This is a genomic window from Streptomyces sp. TG1A-8, from assembly GCF_030499535.1.
Lineage (GTDB): Bacteria > Actinomycetota > Actinomycetes > Streptomycetales > Streptomycetaceae > Streptomyces.
Map to the genome: position 1 here is coordinate 2,247,721 of NZ_JASTLB010000001.1, position 18,162 is coordinate 2,265,882.

The 18,162-nt window shown below is 74.1% G+C and carries 20 protein-coding genes; 4 read left to right on the top strand and 16 right to left on the bottom strand.

The window, feature by feature from the left end:
• Positions 1–14: 14 nt before the first annotated feature.
• From QQY24_RS09330 to QQY24_RS09370, 9 genes are all read right to left on the bottom strand, one after another.
• Complete coding sequence (locus QQY24_RS09330) at positions 15–257, bottom strand: hypothetical protein (RefSeq protein WP_301972194.1); 243 nt, start codon at positions 255–257, stop codon at positions 15–17.
• Positions 254–1,753, bottom strand: coding sequence for an Asp-tRNA(Asn)/Glu-tRNA(Gln) amidotransferase subunit GatA (gatA, locus tag QQY24_RS09335; protein ID WP_301972195.1), 1,500 nt, complete (start codon positions 1,751–1,753; stop codon positions 254–256). Before gatA ends, QQY24_RS09330 begins: the two co-directional genes overlap by 4 nt.
• Positions 1,754–1,759: 6 nt before the next feature.
• Complete coding sequence (gatC, locus tag QQY24_RS09340) at positions 1,760–2,056, bottom strand: Asp-tRNA(Asn)/Glu-tRNA(Gln) amidotransferase subunit GatC (protein WP_030231941.1); 297 nt, start codon at positions 2,054–2,056, stop codon at positions 1,760–1,762.
• Positions 2,057–2,160: 104 nt separating this feature from the next.
• The gene (locus QQY24_RS09345; RefSeq protein ID WP_301972196.1) at positions 2,161–2,655 is read right to left on the bottom strand and encodes a cupin domain-containing protein; all 495 of its coding nucleotides are present in this window, start codon (positions 2,653–2,655) and stop codon (positions 2,161–2,163) included.
• Between the two features lie 34 nt (positions 2,656–2,689).
• Positions 2,690–4,918 (bottom strand): bifunctional diguanylate cyclase/phosphodiesterase, encoded by a 2,229-nt coding sequence (locus tag QQY24_RS09350; protein WP_301972197.1) that lies wholly within the window; start codon positions 4,916–4,918, stop codon positions 2,690–2,692.
• Between the two features lie 257 nt (positions 4,919–5,175).
• Complete coding sequence (ligA, locus tag QQY24_RS09355; RefSeq protein ID WP_301972198.1) at positions 5,176–7,371, bottom strand: NAD-dependent DNA ligase LigA; 2,196 nt, start codon at positions 7,369–7,371, stop codon at positions 5,176–5,178.
• A 15-nt stretch (positions 7,372–7,386) separates the two neighbouring features.
• A complete protein-coding gene (locus tag QQY24_RS09360; protein WP_301972199.1) occupies positions 7,387–8,394 on the bottom strand; it encodes a methionine synthase in 1,008 nt (335 codons plus the stop codon).
• A gap of 30 nt (positions 8,395–8,424) precedes the next feature.
• Complete coding sequence (locus QQY24_RS09365) at positions 8,425–9,123, bottom strand: SDR family oxidoreductase (RefSeq protein ID WP_301972200.1); 699 nt, start codon at positions 9,121–9,123, stop codon at positions 8,425–8,427.
• Positions 9,124–9,130: 7 nt separating this feature from the next.
• The gene (locus tag QQY24_RS09370) at positions 9,131–9,670 is read right to left on the bottom strand and encodes a TIGR00730 family Rossman fold protein (protein WP_301972201.1); all 540 of its coding nucleotides are present in this window, start codon (positions 9,668–9,670) and stop codon (positions 9,131–9,133) included.
• Between the two features lie 51 nt (positions 9,671–9,721).
• Between QQY24_RS09370 and QQY24_RS09375 the strand changes: the two genes are divergently transcribed.
• The gene (locus QQY24_RS09375) at positions 9,722–10,045 is read left to right on the top strand and encodes a DUF427 domain-containing protein (RefSeq protein WP_301972202.1); all 324 of its coding nucleotides are present in this window, start codon (positions 9,722–9,724) and stop codon (positions 10,043–10,045) included.
• Between the two features lie 51 nt (positions 10,046–10,096).
• The gene (locus tag QQY24_RS09380) at positions 10,097–10,879 is read left to right on the top strand and encodes an alpha/beta fold hydrolase (RefSeq protein WP_301972203.1); all 783 of its coding nucleotides are present in this window, start codon (positions 10,097–10,099) and stop codon (positions 10,877–10,879) included.
• Between the two features lie 16 nt (positions 10,880–10,895).
• Here the strand turns inward: QQY24_RS09380 and mnmA are convergent, their stop codons facing one another.
• The 4 genes from mnmA to QQY24_RS09400 all read right to left on the bottom strand — a co-directional run bounded on the left by mnmA (position 10,896) and on the right by QQY24_RS09400 (position 13,937).
• Positions 10,896–12,023 (bottom strand): tRNA 2-thiouridine(34) synthase MnmA, encoded by a 1,128-nt coding sequence (mnmA, locus tag QQY24_RS09385; protein ID WP_301972205.1) that lies wholly within the window; start codon positions 12,021–12,023, stop codon positions 10,896–10,898.
• A 103-nt stretch (positions 12,024–12,126) separates the two neighbouring features.
• Positions 12,127–13,296 (bottom strand): cysteine desulfurase family protein, encoded by a 1,170-nt coding sequence (locus tag QQY24_RS09390; protein WP_301972206.1) that lies wholly within the window; start codon positions 13,294–13,296, stop codon positions 12,127–12,129.
• Positions 13,297–13,458: 162 nt separating this feature from the next.
• Positions 13,459–13,737 (bottom strand): DUF4190 domain-containing protein, encoded by a 279-nt coding sequence (locus QQY24_RS09395; protein ID WP_301972207.1) that lies wholly within the window; start codon positions 13,735–13,737, stop codon positions 13,459–13,461.
• Positions 13,738–13,769: 32 nt separating this feature from the next.
• Positions 13,770–13,937 (bottom strand): hypothetical protein, encoded by a 168-nt coding sequence (locus tag QQY24_RS09400; RefSeq protein WP_301972208.1) that lies wholly within the window; start codon positions 13,935–13,937, stop codon positions 13,770–13,772.
• 144 nt (positions 13,938–14,081) lie between these two features.
• Here QQY24_RS09400 and QQY24_RS09405 point away from each other — a divergent pair, with 144 nt between their 5' ends.
• On the top strand, positions 14,082–14,774 hold the full coding sequence (locus tag QQY24_RS09405) for a TetR family transcriptional regulator (protein WP_301972209.1): 693 nt from the start codon (positions 14,082–14,084) through the stop codon (positions 14,772–14,774).
• On the opposite strand, the gene QQY24_RS09410 is transcribed toward QQY24_RS09405, so the two are convergent.
• The gene (locus QQY24_RS09410) at positions 14,734–15,714 is read right to left on the bottom strand and encodes a YafY family protein (protein WP_301972210.1); all 981 of its coding nucleotides are present in this window, start codon (positions 15,712–15,714) and stop codon (positions 14,734–14,736) included. The two genes, QQY24_RS09405 and QQY24_RS09410, sit on opposite strands and share 41 nt — an antisense overlap.
• Positions 15,715–15,815: 101 nt before the next feature.
• Here QQY24_RS09410 and QQY24_RS09415 point away from each other — a divergent pair, with 101 nt between their 5' ends.
• Entirely contained in the window at positions 15,816–16,415 is a 600-nt protein-coding gene (locus tag QQY24_RS09415) for a TIGR03086 family metal-binding protein (protein WP_301972211.1), read from the top strand.
• Here the strand turns inward: QQY24_RS09415 and QQY24_RS09420 are convergent.
• Both QQY24_RS09420 and QQY24_RS09425 read right to left on the bottom strand, forming a co-directional pair.
• Positions 16,402–17,262: a thioesterase family protein gene (locus QQY24_RS09420; RefSeq protein WP_301972212.1), complete on the bottom strand. Its 861-nt coding sequence runs from the start codon at positions 17,260–17,262 to the stop codon at positions 16,402–16,404. The genes QQY24_RS09415 and QQY24_RS09420 overlap by 14 nt on opposite strands.
• A 153-nt stretch (positions 17,263–17,415) precedes the next feature.
• A complete protein-coding gene (locus tag QQY24_RS09425) occupies positions 17,416–18,075 on the bottom strand; it encodes a trimeric intracellular cation channel family protein (protein WP_301972213.1) in 660 nt (219 codons plus the stop codon).
• Positions 18,076–18,162 lie beyond the last annotated feature (87 nt).

The following is an 18,162-nucleotide window of genomic DNA, read 5'->3' on the forward strand; positions in this document are numbered from 1 at the left end:
GTGTTACTTCCCTCTCAGCCCAGCAGGACGTCGTCGTCGCCCAGCCGCTTCAGCTCGCGGTAGAGGATGGCGAGGCCGGTGACGATGGCGGCGGCGGACACGGCGGCGTCGATCAGGCGCAGCGTGTCGCTCTCGGAGCGGGCCAGATTGGCCTGCTTGGCGACGCTGACCGCGCCGAACGCGGTCGTGGCCATGGACAGGTACAGGCCGGACTTGGACTTCTTGAATCCCTTGGCCTTGGACAGTGCCTTGCTCACAGCGACGGAGCCTCCTCCAGCAGCGGGTGTCCCCACTTTTCCACGAAGGCGGCCTCGACGGCGGCGCCCACCTTGTACAGCCGGTCGTCCTTCAGCGCCGGGGCGATGATCTGCAGGCCCACCGGGAGGTTGTCCTCCGGGGCGAGGCCGCAGGGCAGGGACATGGCCGCGTTGCCCGCCAGGTTGGCCGGGATGGTGCACAGGTCGGCGAGGTACATCGCCATGGGGTCGTCGGCGCGCTCGCCGATCGGGAAGGCCGTGGTGGGCGTGGTCGGCGAGACGATGACGTCCACCTGCTCGAAGGCCTTCTCGAAGTCGCGCGTGATGAGGGTGCGCACCTTCTGCGCGGAGCCGTAGTAGGCGTCGTAGTAGCCGCTCGACAGGGCGTAGGTGCCGAGCATGACGCGGCGCTTGACCTCGGGTCCGAAGCCCGCCTCACGGGTGAGGGAGGTGACCTCCTCGGCGGAGTGCGTGCCGTCGTCGCCCGTCCTGAGGCCGTAGCGCAGGCCGTCGAAGCGGGCGAGGTTGGAGGAGCACTCGGAGGGGGCGATCAGGTAGTACGCCGACAGGGCGAGGTCGAAGGACGGGCAGTCCAGCTCGACGATCTCGGCGCCCAGTTCCTTCAGCAGGGCGACGGACTCGTCGAAGCGCTGCACGACGCCGGCCTGGTAGCCCTCGCCGCGGAACTGCCTGACCACGCCGACCCGCATGCCCGCCACGCTGCCGTTGCGGGCGGCCTCGACCACCGGCGGGACCGGCGCGTCGATGGAGGTGGAGTCGAGCGGGTCGTGCCCGGCGATGACCTCGTGCAGCAGGGCCGCGTCCAGGACCGTGCGGGCGCAGGGCCCGCCCTGGTCGAGGGAGGACGAGAACGCCACCATGCCGTAGCGGGAGACCGCGCCGTAGGTCGGCTTCACGCCGACCGTGCCGGTGACGGCGGCCGGCTGGCGGATGGAGCCGCCGGTGTCGGTGCCGATGGCGAGCGGCGCCTGGAAGGAGGCCAGCGCGGCGGAGGAGCCGCCGCCGGAGCCGCCGGGGATCCTGGTGAGGTCCCAGGGGTTGCCGGTGGGGCCGTAGGCGCTGTTCTCGGTGGAGGACCCCATGGCGAACTCGTCCATGTTGGTCTTGCCGAGGATGACGACGCCGGCGGCCTTCAGCCTCCGGGTGAGCGTCGCGTCGTACGGCGGGATCCAGCCCTCGAGGATCTTCGAGCCGACGGTGGTCGGGACGCCCTCGGTGGTGAAGATGTCCTTGAGCGCGAGCGGGACGCCGGCCAGCGGGCCGAGCTCCTCGCCGCGCGCCCGCTTCTCGTCCACGGCGCGGGCCTGGGCGAGCGCGCCCTCGCGGTCGACGTGCAGGAAGGCGTGGACCTTCTCGTCGACGGCCTCGATGCGGGCGAGGTGGGCCTCGGCGACCTCGACGGCCGTCAGCTCGCCGGAGGCGATCCTCGCGGCGGTCTCGGCGGCCGTCAGCCTGATGATGTTGGTGTCCGTCATGACGGTTTAGTCCTCCCCCAGGATCTGCGGCACCTTGAAACGCTGCTGCTCCTGGGCCGGGGCGCCGGAGAGCGCCTGCTCGGGGGTGAGCGAGGGACGGACCTCGTCCGGCCGCATGACGTTCGTCAGCGGGAGCGGGTGTGAGGTCGGCGGCACGTCTTGGTCGGCGACCTCGCTGACGCGGGCGACCGCGCCGATGATGTCGTCCAGCTGTCCCGCGAAGTGTTCGAGTTCTTCGGGCTTCAGCTCCAGACGCGCCAGCCGGGCGAGGTGGGCGACCTCCTCGCGCGTGATGCCAGGCATGCAGCGATCCTCTGGGGTGAGTGCGTGTGGTTTGGGCCCAATCCTATGGGGCGGGGCCGGGTGTCCGTGAAACGCTGTGCCGGGCCGCCGGCTCCCGGGTGCCGTCAGCCTCGGCGTCCGTCCCAGGTCCCGCTCCTCAGGAAGTGGTTGTCGTACCGCTCCTGGACCTCCAGCAGGCTCTCGGGGGTGAGTTCGCCGAGACGGACGCGCTGGAGGTGGCGGAAGTAGTCGAAGCGCTCGACACCCGGGGCGATGACGATCAGGAGGTCGGCGGTGCCGCCGGGAGGGGCGGCGAAGGCGTGCGGGCGGCCGGGCGGGACGACGACCAGGTCGCCGCGGCGGGCGGTGACGACGACGTCGCCGGACAGCAGTTCCGCCTCGCCGTCGAGCAGGAAGAACATCTCGGCGGAGTTGCGGTGCAGGTGGGGACGGGCGCCGTCGGCGCCCTCGGTGAGGGTGACGCGCACGGTGGACAGGGCGCCCCCGCTGGCGCTGCTGTCGGCGAGCAGCTTGACGGCGACGGGCGCCCGGCCGACCACCTCGGCCTGCGCGTCGCGGACCAGCACGGTTTCCTCGAACGTCGGCACGAACAGGGACATGGTCCTCCTGGACGGGCGGGCGGGCTCTCGGCGGTCACTCGGCGGCGGGCAGCGCGGCGCGGGGACGCTGCCAGCCGCAGGAGCTGCGCGCGCGCAGCCAGGCCGTCATCTCCTGGGGCGGCATCGCGGCGGCGACCAGCCAGCCCTGCACCGCGTCGCAGCCGAGGTCGCGCAGCCGCTCCCAGGTCTCGTCGTCCTCCACGCCCTCGGCGACGACCAGCAGGCCCAGGGAGTGCGCCAGGTCGATCGTGCAGCGCACGATCTCCGCGTCCTCGTGGTCCACGGCCAGCCGGGCCACGAACGACCGGTCGATCTTCAGCTCGCTGACCGGCAGCCGGCGCAGGTGCACCAGCGAGGAGTAGCCGGTGCCGAAGTCGTCCAGGGACATCTTCACCCCGTGCCCGGTGAGCGCGGCGAGGGCGTCGGCGGCCCGCTGCGGGTCCTCCAGCAGGACGTGTTCGGTGATCTCCAGCTGGAGCGCGCCGGCCGGGACACCGTGCCGGGCCAGCCGGGCGGCGACCGATCCGGCGAACCCGGGGGTGTGGACGTCGCGCGGGGAGACGTTGACGGCCACCGGCACCCGCAGTCCCTGCGCCCGCCAGCGGGCGACCTGTCCGAGCGCGGTCTCCAGGACGTACTCCGTCAGGTGGGGCATCAGCCCCGAGGACTCGGCGATCGCGATGAACTCGTCCGGCGGCACCTTCCCGCGCTCGGGGTGGACCCAGCGCACCAGCGCCTCCAGCCCGGCGACCTGTCCGTCGAAGCGGACCTTGGGCTGGTAGTGCAGCTGCACCTCGTGCGCGTCCAGGGCCCGGCGCAGGTCGCCCAGCAGGCCCAGCCGGTCGGGGGTGTTGGAGTCCCGCTTGGACTCGTAGACCTCGACGCCGGTGCGGTCCCGCTTCGCCTGGTACATCGCCACGTCGGCCCGCCGCAGCAGGCCCTCGGCGTCCAGGGCGTGGTCGGGGAAGACGGCGACGCCCGCGCTGGCCTCCAGCACGAGGGTGAGTCCGTCGAGGTCGAGCGGGGGGCCGAGGGCGGCGACCAGGCCGCGGGCGATGCGGGTCGCCGACGTGGTGGAGTCGGCGACGGGCAATAAGACGGCGAATTCGTCGCCACCGAGCCGGGCGGCCTCCGCTGCGGGCGGCAGGGCGAGTCGGAGCCGGTCGGCGATCTGCAGCAGCAGCCGGTCGCCGGCGAGGTGGCCGAGCGTGTCGTTCACCGACCGGAACCGGTCGAGGTCGATCAGCACGAGGGCGGTGCGGGCGTCGATGCGGTCGGCGTCGTCCAGGGCCGTCCAGATCCGCTCCAGCAGCCACTGCCGGTTGGGCAGCCCGGTGAGCGGGTCGCGCAACTGCTCCTCGGCGCGGGCCCGGGCCATCCACAGGGTGGAGTCGAGGGCGATCAGCGGGATCGCGAAGAGCGGGAGCAGCAGGGGTTCGGCGTCGGCGACCACGCACACCAGCGGGGCGATGCCGAGCGTCGCGACGGCGACCAGGCCCTGTCTGACCAGGGCGGCGCGGGCGACGGCGGCCAGGGCCTCGCCGCGCGGGGCGTGCAGGTACCACAGCAGGCCGCGGGCGACCGTGAGGTAGACGGCGGCCGCGAGCACCACCTCGGGCACGGTGGCGGGGCTCCAGCCGGCGGGCCGCCAGGGCGCCTCGACGCTCGGTACGCGGCCGAAGGCGCCGAGCACCAGGGCGCCGGCGCCGATGCCCAGGATCTCCACGGCGCCGTGCAGCACGCCCTGCCGCCGGCGGTGCCGCCTGGCCGTGCCGACCAGGACGACGACGGTGAGGCTGACCATGCCGGCGGGCATCCAGCCGTACAGCAGCAGGACGGCGAGGGTGAGGGCGGCGCCGGAGCCGGTGCCGCCCCACCAGCGGGCGCGGCCGAGCATGACGAGGTGGCCGACGATGACGCCGGTGAGCAGGGCCAGCGACCAGCCGACCGCGCCGCCCGGGAAGAGGGCGTGGTGTCCGGTGAAGGCGCGGTGGAACCCGGCGCCGAGGACGCAGGCCGCGGCGGCCACGGCGGCCAGGGACAGCGGGGGCAGGGGCAGGCGCCGGCCGGGGGCGGCGCCGGGCGGGGTGAGGGCCTGCGCGAGGGGGGCGTGCGCCTCGGCCGCGGTGCCCGGTGCGGTGGGGCGGGTCCGGCCGTCCGGGCGTTCGCCGCGCCGGCCCGGCCACCGGTGCCCACGCCACGCGCCCGTGCGGCGGCTCAGGCGCAGCCGTACGTGCGGGGCGGCGCTCTCGCTCGGTTCCATTCCCGTCCCTCTCACAGCCGGCGGTGCCCACGCCACGCGGCCCGTTGCCCGGCAACCGTCTGCGGCTCCGCGTCGAAAGACCCTTCCCCGCGCCCCGCGGGCACGGGGATGCCCCGACCGCGGCCGGGCACGGCAGGTGCACGTTCCCACAGTAGGCCGCGCGGGGCGGCCCCGGACAACGGTCGCCGACGGTTGCCCGAATGCGTACGGGCCACCCGTATGCATCTGATATGCGCCGAACGGGTGGCCTTCAACCGCTACTCCTCGGTCGGAAGCGCGACTTCGGCCGCCGCGTCCGGGCCCCGCTCCAGCAGGACGCCGAAACCGTCCTCGTCCAGCACCGCAACCTTGAGCTGCACGGCCTTGTCGTACTTCGAGCCGGGGTTGTCACCCGCGACGACGAACGAGGTCTTCTTCGACACCGAACCGGTCACCTTGGCGCCGCGGCTCTGCAGGGCCTCCCTGGCACCGTCCCGGGTGAACTTCTCCAGCGTGCCGGTGACGACGACGGTGAGTCCCTCCAGCGGGCGCGGCCCCTCCTCCTCCCCGGACGACCGGTCCTCCAGCGGGACTCCGGCCGCCTTCCACTTGCGGACGATCTCGCGGTGCCACTCCTCGGCGAACCACTCCTTGACGGCGGCGGCGATGATGGGGCCGACGCCGTCGGTGGCCGCCAGCTCCTCCTCGGCGGCCTGTTCGATCCGGTCCAGGGAGCGGAACTCGCGTGCGAGGGCCTGGGCCGCCACCGGGCCGACGTGCCGGATGGACAGCCCGTTGAGGAATCTGGCCAGTGGCCGCTGCTTGGCCGCCTCGATGTTCTCCAGCAGCGCGAGGGTGTTCTTCTTCGGCTCGCCCTTCTGGTTGGCGAAGACCGTGACGACCTTCTCCTCACCGGTCCTGGGGTCCCGCTTGGGCAGGCCGCTGTCCGGGTCGAGGACGTGGGCCTTGATGGGCAGCAGCTTCTCCACCGTCAGGTCGAACAGGTCGCCCTCGTCCACCAGCGGCGGGTCGGCCGGCTCCAGCGGGCGGGTGAGCGCGGCGGCGGCCACCTGGCCGAAGTGCTCGATGTCCAGGCACTCGCGGCCGGCGAGGTAGGCGACGCGCTCGCGCAACTGGGCGGGGCAGGTACGGCCGTTGGGGCAGCGGAGGTCGATGTCGCCCTCCTTCATGGGCCGCAGCGGTGTCCCGCACTCGGGGCACTCGCCCGGCATGACGAACTCCCGTTCGCTGCCGTCGCGCAGGTCGGCCACCGGGCCGAGGATCTCGGGGATGACGTCACCGGCCTTGCGCAGGACGACCGTGTCGCCGATCAGCACGCCCTTGGCCTTGACGACCTCCTGGTTGTGCAGGGTGGCGAACTCGACCTCGCTGCCCGCGACCGTGACCGGCTGGACCTGGGCGTACGGCGTGATGCGGCCGGTGCGGCCGACGCCCACCTTGATGTCGACGAGCCTGGTGTTGACCTCTTCGGGCGCGTACTTGTACGCGATCGCCCAGCGCGGGGCGCGCGCGGTGGAGCCGAGGCGGCCCTGCAGGCGCAGTTCGTCCAGCTTGACGACGACACCGTCGATCTCGTGTTCGACGGAGTGGCGGTTCTCGCCGTAGTGCGCGATGAACTCCCGCACGCCGTCGAGGTCGTCCACCACCCGGTTGTGCGGGGAGGTGGGCAGGCCCCAGTCCTTCAGCAGGCCGTAGGCCTGGGAGAGGCGGGTCATGCCGGTGAAGCCCTCCAGGGCGCCGATGCCGTGGACGACCATGTGCAGCGGGCGGGAGGCGGTGACGCGCGGGTCCTTCTGGCGCAGCGAACCGGCGGCGGCGTTGCGCGGGTTGGCGAAGGGCTTGTCACCGCCGGCGACCAGGCGTTCGTTGAGTTCGAGGAACCTCTCCATCGGGAAGTAGACCTCGCCGCGGATCTCCACCAGGTCGGGCACCTCCGCGCCGTGCAGGCGGTCCGGGACCTCCGTGATCGTGCGGACGTTCGGGGTGATGTCCTCGCCGGTGCGGCCGTCGCCGCGGGTGGCCGCGCGGGTGAGGCGGCCGCGTTCGTAGGTGAGGTTGACGGCGAGGCCGTCGACCTTCAGCTCGCACAGGAAGTGGTAGTCCTGGTCGCCCAGTTCCCGCGCGATGCGGTCGGCCCAGGTGGCGAGTTCGTCGTCGTTGAACGTGTTGTCGAGCGAGAGCATCCGCGAGCGGTGCTGGACGGCGGTGAACTCCGTCTCGTAGGAACCCGCGACCTTCTGGGTCGGCGAGTCCGGGGTGCGCAGTTCCGGGTACTCCTCCTCCAGTGCCTGCAGCGTCCTCAGCAGTTCGTCGAACTCGGCGTCGCTGACGACGGGGGCGTCCTTGACGTAGTACCGGAAGCGGTGCTCCTCGACCTGCTCCGCGAGCCGGGCGTGCTCCTCGCGGGCCCCTGCGGGCACCGCCGTCGTCTCCGCTTGCTTGTCGCCGGCCACCGTGTGGTCCTCCCGTTACTCTGGGTTGTCCGCGAGGGATCTCGCCGCCCGGACGCAGTGGGCGAGCACCTGGCGCGCGTAGGCGGGGGAAGCGCCCGCCAGACCGCACGCCGGGGTGACCGTGACCGCTTCCGCGAGCAGCCCCGGGCGCAGCCCCAGCCTGCGCCACAGCGTCCTGACACCCATGACGCTACCGGCAGGGTCCGACAACGGGCCGTCCGTGCCCGGTACGACACCGGTGAACAGCCGCGTACCGGCCTCCACGGCCTCGCCGATCGCGTCGTCGTCACGTTCGGTGAGCAGCGAGAGGTCGAAGGAGACGGCGGCGGCGCCCACCCGGCGCAGCAGGGCGAACGGCACGTCGGGCGCGCAGGAGTGGACGACGACCGGTCCGCCGCCGTGGACGCCGACGACGTCGCGCAGGGCGGCCTCCACGACCTGCCGGTCCACGGCCCGGTGGGTGCGGTACCCGCTGGCCGTGCGCACCCGCCCGCGCAGGACGGCGGTGAGGGAGGGCTCGTCGAGCTGGAGGACGATCCGGGCGCCGGGGACCCGGCGCCCGACCTCGTCCAGGTGGAGCCGCAGGCCCTCCGCCAGCGAGGCGGCGAGGTCGCGGCAGGCGCCGGGGTCGGAGAGGGCGGCCTCGCCGTTCCTCAGCTCCAGGGCGGCGGCCAGCGTCCACGGCCCGACCGCCTGCACCTTCAGGTCGCCCTCGTAGCCCTGCGTGAACTCCTCCAGGGCGTCGAGGTCCTCGCGCAGCCAGGAGCGGGCCCGCCCGGTGTCCCGGCCCGGCCGGTCGCCGAGCCGCCAGCCGCTGGGCTCCACGCGCGCGTACAGCTCGACCAGCATCCCCGCGGTCCGGCCGATCATGTCGGCGCCGGGGCCGCGGGCGGGCAGCTCCGCGAGGAAGGGGAAGTCCTCGAGGCTGCCGGTGACGGTCCTGGCGGCCTCCCTGGCGTCGCCTCCGGGCAGGGAGCCGATGCCGGTGGCCCCCGGGAAGTGGAACTCGCTGTTTTCGCTCACCGGAGCAGCCTACGGAACCCCGGGGGCGGCTCAGCGCCCCGGCCGGACCGTCAGGTCGTTGACCTCCGCGTCCCTCGGCAGGTCCAGGGCCAGCAGGATCGTGGTGGCGACCGACTCGGGGTCGATCCACCGGCCGGGATCGTAGTCCTTGCCCTCCTGCTGGTGGACCTTCGCCTGCATGGGGCTGGCGGTGCGGCCGGGGTAGACGGAGGTGACGCGGACCCCGTTGCCGTGCTCCTCCTGGCGCAGGGAGTCGGCCAGGGCCTTCAGGCCGTGCTTGGAGGCGGCGTACGCGGACCAGCCCGCGTGGGCGTTCAGACCGGACCCGGAGTTGACGAAGACCACGTGGCCGCGGGCGGCGCGCAGCTGGGGCAGGAAGTGGCGGGTCAGCTCGGCGGGCGCCACCAGGTTGACGTTGAGCTGGTGGCGCCAGGACCGGGGGGTCAGCTCGGCGACCCCGCCGAGGTCCACCACGCCCGCGACGTGCAGCAGCGAGTCCACCCGGTCCGGCAGCGCCTGGTGGGAGAACGCCCAGGACAGCTTGTCCGGGTCCGCGAGGTCGCCCACCAGGGTGCGCGCGCCGGGGTACCCGGCCGCCAGCTCCTTCGCGCGGCCCGCGTCGCGCGCGTGCAGGACGAGGTCGTCCCCGCGCGCGTGCAGGCGGCGGGCGACGGCCGCGCCGATGCCGGAGCCGGCTCCGGTGATCACATGAGTTGCCATGCCCGCCATGCTCGCATCACCGGGCGGACAGGGACTCCTCCAGGTGGGCCAGCGCGCCGGCCGGCTCCGCGGCGAAGAACACCAGCTCCGACAGCGGGCGGGGCAGGAAGCCCTCGTCCTCCATGCGGCGGAACTGCTCCTCCAGGCCGTCGTAGAAGCCGGCCGTGTTCAGCAGCACCACGGGCTTGTCGGTGCGGCCGTGCTTCTTCAGCTCCAGGATCTCGGTGGCCTCGTCCAGCGTCCCGGTGCCGCCCACCATGATCACCACGGCGTCGGCCTTCTCCAGCAGCAGCCTCTTGCGCTCGGCGAGGTCGGCGGCGACGACCATCTCGTCGGTGCCCGGGCGCGCCTTGTTCGCCAGGAACTCGACCGAGACGCCCAGCAGCCGGCCGCCGGCCTCCTGCACCCCGTCGGCGACGACCTTCATCAGGCCGACGTCGGAACCGCCCCACACCAGGGTGTGCCCGCCCTTGCCGAGCAGTTCGGCGAACTCGCGCGCGGGGCGCGTGTACCGCTCGTCGAGGTCGGCGGCGGAGAGGAAGACGCAGATGTTCATGACGTCCACCGTACGCGGGAAGAAGCCGGTCCCCGCGGGTACTGTCCCGGTATGACCCAAGGACACAGCATCACCATCGAACGGGGCGGGCGGCACGTGCGCGTGGTGCACGGCGACCAGGTGCTCGCGGAGACCGACCGGCCCCTCGTGCTGCGCGAGACGGGCTCTCCGGCGCGGTACTACATCCCCGCCGAGGACGTCCGCCTCGACCTGCTGACCCCCTCCGACACCCACAGCTTCTGCCCCTTCAAGGGCACGGCGTCCTACTGGTCGCTGCCGGACGCGCCCGACCTCGTCTGGGCGTACCCGGACCCAAAACCGGCCGTGGCGGAGATCAAGGGCCACCTCTGCTTCTCCGAGGCCGAGGTGTCCTGACCGTCGTGTCCTGACCGGGGAGCCGCGTCCGGTGCGGCAGTCTGGACGGACATGGACAAGAAGACGACTTCCCGCGACGGGACGTCCCTCGCGTACGGGGTGGCCGGCCGGGGGCCGACGGTGATCCTGGTGAGCGGCGCGCTGTCCACCGGCGGCACCGTGGCGCCCCTGGCACGGCGGCTCGCGGACGCGTGCACGACCGTCGTCTACGACCGTCGGGGCCGCGGCGGGAGCGGTGACACCGCGCCCTACGCGGTGGAGCGCGAGGTCGAGGACCTGGCGGCGCTGATCGACGCGGTGGGCGGCGGGGCGGCGCTGTACGGGGTGTCCTCGGGCGGCGCGCTGGTGCTCCGGGCGGCGGCGAGCGGACTGCCGGTCACCCGGGCCGCGGTGTACGAGGTGCCGTTCGCCGACTTCCTGGCGGGCGGCGCGGAGCGGGAGGCCGTCTACAAGGACCAGCTGGGCAGGGCGCTCGCCCAGGGCCGGCGCGGCGATGCGGTGGAACTGTTCCTGCGCCTGACCGGCCTCGGCGAGGCCATGATCCAGCGCGCCCGGCAGTCCCCGATGTGGGCCGGCCTGGAGGCCGTCGCGCCGAGCCTGGCGTACGACGACGCGGTCATGGGCGACGGCCTGCTGCCCCGCGACCGGCTGGCGGCGCTCCCCGTGCCGGTGCTGTCCGTGGCGGGCGGGGCGAGCCCTCGGTGGATGCGGGAGGCGGGCCGGGCGGTGGCGCAGGCGGTGCCCCGGGGCACGCACCGGATCCTGGAGGGGCAGACCCACGCGGTGGAGCCGGAGGTGCTGGGGCCGGTGCTGGCGGAGTTCTTCGCCGGGTGACCCGTCGTCCGCCGGGTCACACCGCCGCCGACGCGCGCGTGGTGGACGCGATCGTCGCCGAGCCGACCACGCGGGTACCGTCGTACAGGACGATCGCCTGGCCGGGGGCCACCCCGCGGACCGGCTCGGCGAAGGTCACGCGCAGTTCGCCGCCGACCGGTTCGGCGCTCACCGCGGTCTCCCCGCCGTGGGCGCGGAGCTGGGCGGTGTAGGTGCCGGGGCCGGCGGGCGCGGTGCCGCACCAGCGGGGCCTGACGGCGGTCAGGGCGGTGACGTCCAGGGAGGCGGCCGGGCCGACGGTGACCGTGTTGGTCACCGGGGAGATGTCCAGGACGTAGCGGGGCTTGCCGTCGGGGGCCGGGGTGCCGATGCGCAGGCCCTTGCGCTGGCCGATGGTGAAGCCGTACGCGCCCTCGTGCGTGCCGAGCCGGGTGCCGGACTCGTCGACGATGTCGCCCTCCGCCCGGCCCAGCCGCTTCGCGAGGAAGCCCTGGGTGTCGCCGTCGGCGATGAAGCAGATGTCGTGCGAGTCGGGCTTCCTGGCCACGGCCAGGCCCCGGCGCTCGGCCTCCGCGCGGATCTCCTCCTTGGTGGTGACCGTGTCGCCGAGCGGGAACAGGGCGTGGGCGAGCTGCCTGTCGTCCAGCACGCCGAGGACGTAGGACTGGTCCTTGGCCATGTCGGAGGCGCGGTGCAGTTCGCGCGAGCCGTCCGCGCCCACGACCACCCTGGCGTAGTGGCCCGTGCAGACCGCGTCGAAGCCGAGGGCGAGCGCCTTGTCCAGCAGCGCGGCGAACTTGATCTTCTCGTTGCAGCGCAGGCAGGGGTTCGGGGTGCGTCCGGCCTCGTACTCGGCGACGAAGTCCTCGACGACGTCCTCGCGGAAGCGGTCGGCGAGGTCCCAGACGTAGAACGGGATGCCGATGACGTCGGCGGCGCGGCGGGCGTCGCGCGAGTCCTCGATGGTGCAGCAGCCCCGCGCGCCGGTGCGGAAGGACTGGGGGTTCGCGGAGAGCGCGAGGTGGACGCCGGTCACGTCGTGGCCCGCCTCGACCGCCCGGGCGGCGGCGACGGCGGAGTCCACGCCGCCCGACATGGCGGCGAGGACGCGGAGGGGGCGGGTGCGCTGCGGGGTGTCAGTCATAGCCCTTCCAGGGTACGGGGGCGCGGGAACCGGGACCGCCGGACATCCGCCGGCGGCCACCGGGGGCGGGGCGGACCGGCGGCCGGGGCGGCGGGCCCGGGCCTCAGGTCAGGCCGGCCGCCCGGGCCCGCTCCACCGCCGGTCCGATCGCCCGGGCGACCGCTTCGACGTCGGCCTCGGTGGAGGTGTGGCCGAGGGAGAAGCGCAGGGTGCCGCGGGCCAGGTCGGGATCGGTGCCGGTGGCCAGCAGGACGTGGCTGGGCTGGGCGACGCCGGCGGTGCAGGCGGAGCCGGTGGAGCACTCGATGCCCTGGGCGTCCAGCAGAAGCAGCAGGGAGTCCCCCTCGCAGCCGGGGAAGGTGAAGTGCGCGTTGGCCGGCAGGCGGCCCCCGGGTGCCGGGTCGCCGCCGAGGACGGCGTCCGGGACGGCCCGCAGGACGGCGTCGGCCAGCCGGTCCCGCAGTGCTCCGATCTCGCGGGCGAACCACTCGCGCCGCTCGGCGGCGAGCCGGCCGGCCACCGCGAAGGAGGCGATGGCGGGCACGTCGAGGGTGCCGGAGCGGACGTGCCGCTCCTGGCCGCCGCCGTGCAGCACGGGCACGGGGGCGTGCTCGCGGCCGAGGACCAGCGCGCCGATGCCGTACGGACCGCCGATCTTGTGGCCGGAGACGGTCATCGCGGCGAGGCCGGAGGCGGCGAAGTCGACCGGGACCTGCCCGAAGGCCTGGACCGCGTCGGCGTGCAGCGGGACGCCGAACCCGGCCGCGACCTCGGCGAGTTCACGGACCGGCATGAGGGTGCCGATCTCGTTGTTGGCCCACATGACGGTGGCCAGGGCGACGTCGCCGGGGTCGCGGGCGATGGCCTCGCGCAGCGCCTCGGGATGGACGCGACCGTGGGAGTCGACGGGGAGGTACTCGACGGTGGCGCCCTCGTGCTCGCCGAGCCAGTGCACGGCGTCCAGGACGGCGTGGTGCTCGACGGGGCTGGCCAGGACGCGGGTGCGGGCCGGGTCGGCGGCGCGGCGGGACCAGTACAGGCCCTTCACCGCGAGGTTGTCGGCCTCGGTGCCGCCGGAGGTGAGGACGACCTCGCTGGGACGGGCGCCCAGCGCCTCCGCGAGGGTTTCGCGGGACTCCTCGACCGTGCGGCGGGCCCGGCGGCCGGAGGCGTGCAGGGAGGACGCGTTGCCGGTGATGCTCAGCTGGGCGGTCAGTGCCTCCGCCGCCTCCGGGAGCATCGGGGTCGTGGCGGCGTGGTCGAGGTATGCCATGGTGGGCCCGATTCTACGGCGCGGTGCGCCGCGCCCGGCCCCGGCCGTGCGCATCCGTGCCCGCGCCGCGGGCACCCGGAGCCACCGCGGGCCGTGCCCGCCGCGGCGCCCTGCGGGCGGCCGGGCCGCCCCGCCGTCCCCGGGGCCGCGCCCGCGGCCGGCTCACATGCTCCACGACACGGTGTGGGACGTCTGCATGGCGATCGCCAGGACCGCCAGGTCGGCCACGCCGAGGGCCAGGCCCAGGCAGGCGCGTCCGCGGCGGGTCGTGCCGCGCCACAGGGAGACGGCGGCCAGGACGACGGCGACGGGGCCGAGGAAGACGTTGAGCACGAGCAGGCCGAGGAGGCCGAGGACGAAGGACGCCACGGCCATGCCGTCGGCGTCGCGGGTGCGCGGCCGGGTGTCGGCGCAGCCGGTGGCCGGTGCGGTGAGGTGCATGGTGCTCAGCTCCTGGAGGTCGGTCCGGACGGTCAGTTGGCCGAGGTGCGGCGACGGCGGCCGTGACGCTCGCGGAGCGCGAAGACGCCGAGCCAGACGGCGATGACGACGGCCGCGGCGGCGCTGACGTCCAGTGGTGCGTGGGCGACGGTGCCCAGCACGACGCCGAACAGCATGAGCGCGGCGACGAGGAACAGCATGGGGTGCGATCTCCCTCCGAGGTGTCCCGGGCAGGTCCCGTGTGACATTTGGGTGAACAGTTGTAGTAACACTTGTTCACTGACATCGAGTCTAACGCGCCCCGCGGCTTTCCAATTACGGAGAACAGTTGTTAACTGGATGACATGAGTCACACGCTCGGCATCCGGCAGGCCCAGAAGCAGAAGACCCGGCAGGCGTTCCTGGACGCCGCGCTGGAGCTGCTGGAGGAGCAGAGCCTGAGCAGCCTGGGCCTGCGCGAGGTCACCCGGGCCGTCGGCGTGGCCCCGACCGCCTTCTACCGCCACTTCCGCTCCACCGCCGACCTCGGCGTGGCCCTGGTCGACGAGGCGCTGGGCAGCCTGCACCCGATGGTGCGGACGACGGTGTCCGCGGCGGGCGACAGCGAGGAACGCATCGCGCGCGCCATCGAGCTGATCGCCGGCCACGTGGACGCGTACCCCGCGCACGTCCGTTTCATCGCCCGCGAGCGGCACGGCGGGGTCCAGCCGGTGCGCGAGGCCATCCAGGCCCAGCTGGCCCGGTTCGCCGCGGAGGTCGGGGCCGAGCTGTCCCAGGACCCCCAGGCCGCGGGCTGGAACGAGGACGACCTGCTGATGCTGGCGCACCTCTACGTCGACCAGATGCTGATCACCGCCTCGCTGTTCCTGGACGCGCTGGAGGCACCGCGGGAGGAGCGGGAGCGGGTCACCCGGCTCGCCGCCCGGCAGTTGCGGCTCATCAGCATCGGCCGCCGGCACTGGCTGGACCGAGGCGGCCGGCGGCGCCCCGGCGGGGTCAGCCCCCGGCGTCCTCCGCCTCCCGGTACAGGGCCGTGACGGAGCGGACCGCCGCCAGCAGCTCCGCGCGGGCCTCGGGCGGGTCGAGGACCTCCACCTGGTCGGAGAAGCCGAGCAGGTGGCGGACCGCGCGCAGCACCGGGTAGGTCAGCCGGGCGGTGACCCACTCGCCCTCGCCGTCGTCGTGCAGCGGCTCGGTCAGCTGGGCGGCGGCCATGCGCCGGAACATGTCGAGGCGGGCGCGCCGGATCCGGACCGTGACGTCGATCGCGTCCGGCGGCCGCTCCTCCACCCGGCGGCGCACCACCTCCCAGACGTCGGCGAGTTCGACGCCGGGCCGGCGCCGCACGGGTTCGTCCAGCGGGCGGGCCGAGCGCACCCGGTCGGCGCGGAACAGCCGTGGTGCGCCGCGCCGGTCGGCGACCAGGTACCAGACGCCGGCCTTGGCGACCAGACCGTAGGGGTCCACGGTGTACGTGCGCGGCTCGCGCTGCCCGCTGTGCCGGTAGCGCAGCCGCAGACGCCGGTCGGAGAAGACCGCGTCCTGCAGCACCTCCAGGTCGACGGTCCGGTGCGGGCCGCCGCGCCAGCGGGTGGCGTCCACCATGATGCGGCGGCCGGCGGCCTCGGCGGCGGGCCGGTGCGGTTCCGGCAGGGCCGCCATCACCTTGCGCAGGGCCGAGCCGAGCGCCGCGTCCAGGCCGAGCGCGGCGTGGGCGCCCCGGGCGGCCAGGACGAACAGGGCCCGGGACTCGTCGGCGGTCAGCCCGGTGACGTCGGTGCGGAACCCGGCGAGGAGTTCGATGCCGCCGTGCCGGCCGCGCTCGGCGTAGACGGGGACGCCGGAGGCGGACAGCGCCTCGACGTCCCGGTAGATGGTGCGGACCGACACCTCCAGCCGGCCGGCGAGTTCGCGCGCGGGGACGCGGCCCCGGGTCTGCAGGAGCAGCAGGATCGACAGCAGCCGGTCGGACTTCACGCGCCAAGGATTCCGCCGCCGCGGAACCCGGCGCAAATGCTGACGGGTTCTGTCAGGTTATCCGCGCATCCTCGGCGTACCGACCAACGGAGAGGCACACCATGACCACCACCGGTTTCACCGACCCGCGCCCCGTCTACACCCGCGCCACCGAGCAGGCGGCGGCCGTCATCAGGACGGTGCGCCCCGAGCAGCTCGGCGACCCGACGCCCTGTTCCGAGTACGACGTACGGGCCCTGCTGGCGCACGTCGTCGGCGGCACCCGGCGGACCGCGGTGGTCGGCGAGGGCGGCGACGGGTTCGCGGTGGACCCGTCCGTCGGGGGCGTCGGGGACGACGGCTGGGCGGCGGCCTACGACGAGGTGCGCGCCCGGGTGCTGAAGGCCTGGGAGAGCGACGAGCGCATGACCACCACGGTGCGGGTGCCCTGGGGCGAGGTCCCCGGCCACGCGGCCCTGTCGGGCTACGTCATGGAGATCGTCACCCACACCTGGGACCTCGCCGAGGCCCTGGGCCGCCCGCACGGACTGGACCCGGAACTGGCCGAGTTCGCCCTCGCCAACGCGCGGCGCGTGCTGCCCGACTCCCGCCCCCGGGACGCCGCGACCCCCTTCGACGCCCGCCGCGAGGCCTCCGAGGGGGCCGGGGCCTACGAGCGGCTGGCGGCCTGGATGGGGCGTGCGCCGCTCAGCCGAGCCTGACGCGGGCCAGCTGGCGCGACTGGGCGACCAGGCGGTCCTCGCTGTCCCAGACCTCGGCGTCCTCCTCCAGGAAGCCGCCGGCGAGGTTGCGGGTGGTGATGGACACCCGCAGCGGGCCGGGGGCCGGGCGGTGGCGGACGTGGACGGTGAGTTCGATCGTGGGCACCCAGCCCTTGAGGCCGATCTCGAAGGCGGTGGGCGGCAGGGCGTCCACGGCGAGCAGGAGGGACAGCGGGTCGGCGTCGCGGCCGTCCGCGAGGCCGAACCAGGCCCGCATCTCGCCCTTGCCGGAGGGGGCGCCCAGCGCCCAGCCGAGGGTGGCCGGGTCCAGCTTGAGCAGCAGGCGGTCGGTGATGGCCGAGCTGCCGGGGACCGGAGCGGGTGAGTCGTCCGGCCCGAAGCACCGCTCCAGGGGCGGGATCGCGGGCGGGGTCGCCGTCGTGCGGACGTCGTCGGGGAGTGCGGCGAGGTCGCCGTAGGAGGCGAGGACGCGGATGCGTTCGACCTCGTCGCCCTCGTCGTCGTACTGGAAGAGCGAGGCCTGGCCGGTGGAGAGGGTGCGGCCGGTGCGCACGGTCTGCGTGCGCACGACCGCCCTGCCGGGCCGGGACGCGGTCAGGTAGTGCGCGGAGACGGTGAAGGGGTCCGGGTGCGGCAGGGCGTCCGCGAGGGCCCGGCCGAGCACGGCCAGCAGGTAGCCGCCGTTGACGGCGTTGATGATGGTCCAGCCGGCGGAGAGGTCGATGTCGTACACGCCGGGACCGCGCCGGACGACGGCCGTGTCGCGGTCGAACTCGCTGTCGCCGATCACGGCCCGCGTGGCGGGTGCGGAAGCTGCTTCTGACATGGCTGAACGGTACAACAAGAGATTACTAAGCGGTAGCTTTGAACGGTCCGGCGGGATGGCGGACCGGCCCGCCGGACACCGGGGGCCGGACGGCTCCCCGGACCGGGACGGGTCCCCCGTCGGCCCGCCCGCGCCCCGCGGGAGCACCCGCGTCTAGTCCTCGGTCACCGTCGAGCGCCGGTTCCACGCCCGCGGCGCCCGCCAGTGGAACCGCATCGCGAGCAGCCGCAGGACGAAGGCCGTGACGACCGCGAGGGCGCTGGTGAGCGGGGTCAGGACGTCGTGGCGGATGCACAGCACCACCATCGTGGCACCGACGATCGCCGGGACCGCGTACAGGTCGCGGTCCCAGCGCAGCAGCGACGGCACCTCGTTGGCGAGCACGTCGCGCAGCACGCCGCCGCCGACCGCGGTGGCCAGGCCCAGGGTCGCGGACGCGGTCAGGCCGAGCCCGTGGTCGTACGCCTTGGTCGTACCGCTGACGCAGAACAGGCCGAGGCCGGCCGCGTCGAAGACCAGGACGGCCGCCTGGATCCGCTCCACGTGCGGGTGCAGGAAGAACACCACGAGCGTGGCGAGCAGCGGGGTGACGAAGTAGCCGAGGTCGGTGAACGCGGCCGGGGGCACGGCCCCGATGACCAGGTCGCGGAACATCCCTCCGCCCAGCGCGGTGACCTCGGCGAGCACGGCGATGCCGAACACGTCGAAGTTCTTGCGGACGGCCAGCAGCGCGCCGGAGATCGCGAACACGAAGATGCCGATGACGTCGAGCGTGTGCTGGACGGAGGGACTGAAGAGTTGCTGGAGCTGCACCCGGACATTCTCACCCGCCGGCGCGTGTGAGCCTTGCGAAGCAAGGCTCACCGGACGGCCTTCCCGCGGTGTGGACGCTCACACGGG